Consider the following 2,003-nt stretch of genomic DNA (forward strand, 5'->3'; position numbering starts at 1 on the left):
AAATGCCTTCTTCAAGAGAGGGAGCCTGAGCCTTGTAATGAGACCAATTCCTGCTACTGTTCCGGACTTTGATACCCTTGGTCTTCCGGATTCATTGAAGGAATTTACACAATTAAGTGATGGACTTATTCTTATTACAGGTCCTACTGGAAGCGGGAAGTCTACCACCCTTGCATCCTTGATAGATATTATCAACAGGGAGAGGGCGTGTCATATTGTGACAATCGAAGACCCTATTGAATTTCATTTTAGCCCTGCGAAATCGATAATAAGCCAGAGAGAGGTTGGGAGGGATACAAAATCAGCCCATGAGGCACTAAGAAGGGTATTAAGGGAAGATTCTGATGTAATAGTTGTTCATGAGATAAGGGATATGGATTCGATGAGGGCAGCCCTGGAAATGGCTGAGACAGGACATCTTGTATTTTCAACCCTCCATACGATAAACGTCTCTCAGACTATTAACAGAATAGTCGATTTTTTCCCTGAAGGCGAGAAGAATAAAATCAGACTTTTGATTTCACAGGTACTTAAGGGTGTTGTTGCCCAGCAACTGGTGAGAAGGATAGATGGAAGAGGTTTTGTTTGTGCTGTTGAAGTTATGAAGGTCAATCCAGCTATAAAAAATCTCATTAAAGAAGAGAAGATTCATCAGATATATTCAATAATGGATGTTTCAAAGAATGAAGGTATGGTCACGATGAATGATGCACTGCTTGCCCTGTATAAAAGGGGATTCATAGACATGCCGGAGGTTATTGGACATTCTTCAGGAGAAAAGGGATTCATAGAAAAGGTTATTAAGGAGTCACCTCAGAGACATGATGTGTTTACAGGAAAGAGGTTCTTAGACCTTGAAAGGGGTATGATAACGTATGAGGCAGATTTTAGCTCCGGGAATTTAAGTCACTTTGATACATCGGGGATACTTCTCAATACCCCGTTGGGGTTACTTTTCAGGGATAGAGGTCAATTAAAGGAAAATCTTCATTTTATTGCGGATTATACAATTTTAAACGGGAAGAAACCCCCTTTTCCTTTAAAGTCGCTTTTTAAACTTTCTTATAAAATTTTAGATGCTAAGATTGAAAAACATTACTATACTTTAAGGTTGAGGGTTGTTATTGATAATAAAAATACCTTTGATATCCCGGAGGTACCTGTTGAACTTACTAAGGATGGTGACTGGCATACACTCACAATACCTATTCCTGAAGGGTATACAGGGAAGGAGATCAAGTACTATATGCTCCTTTTTGACAATAATATCAAAGAGATTGTTTTTAACAACATAAATTTCATTTGAGGTGAATGATGAATTTGAATGATATGCTCCATGCAATGATAACAAAGGATGCTTCCGACTTACACCTGGTAGAAGGGATCCCGCCGGTCTTGAGAATTGATGGTGATTTGAGTTTCTTGAGCAAGGACACCTTAACAAAGACTACCTTGAGGGATTTTTTGGACCAGATACTGGATGACCCTGTGAAAAAGCAGAGATTTCGTGATGAGAAAGAGCTTGATTTTGCGCACGAGATAAAGGGGAAAGGCCGTTTCAGGGTTAACGCCTATTTTCAAAAGGGGTCTATTGCCTTTTCCATAAGACTCATCCCTGCAAAAATACCAAAATTTGAGGATTTGAATCTCCCGGGTATATTGAAGGAACTTACGAGAAAGCCAAACGGTTTGGTTCTCGTTACAGGCCCTACAGGTTGCGGGAAATCGACTACCCTTGCAGCAATGATTGATTTAATTAATCAGGAGCATTCGCTCCATGTGGTAACAATTGAAGACCCGATTGAGTATGTGTATACACCTAATAAGTCTATTATTTCCCAGAGAGAGGTTGGGGATGATACCCGTTCATTTGTCAATGCCCTGAGGCATGTGTTGAGACAGGACCCTGATGTGATACTTATAGGTGAGATGAGGGATTTAGAAACAATGCAGACTGCAATGACTGCTGCTGAGACAGGACACCTTGTATTTTCTACCCTCCA

At 40.3% G+C, this 2,003-nt stretch carries 2 protein-coding genes; both read left to right on the top strand.

Annotated features, from left to right (window positions below):
• The coding region (locus tag NTU69_11700; protein MCX5804173.1) for a type IV pilus twitching motility protein PilT at positions 1-1,306 on the top strand (1,306 nt) is incomplete at its 5' end.
• Between the two features lie 5 nt (positions 1,307-1,311).
• The coding region (locus NTU69_11705; protein MCX5804174.1) for a PilT/PilU family type 4a pilus ATPase at positions 1,312-2,003 on the top strand (692 nt) is incomplete at its 3' end.

The organism is Pseudomonadota bacterium (genome assembly GCA_026388215.1).
In the GTDB taxonomy this organism is placed as follows: Bacteria; Desulfobacterota; Syntrophorhabdia; order Syntrophorhabdales; family Syntrophorhabdaceae; genus JAPLKF01.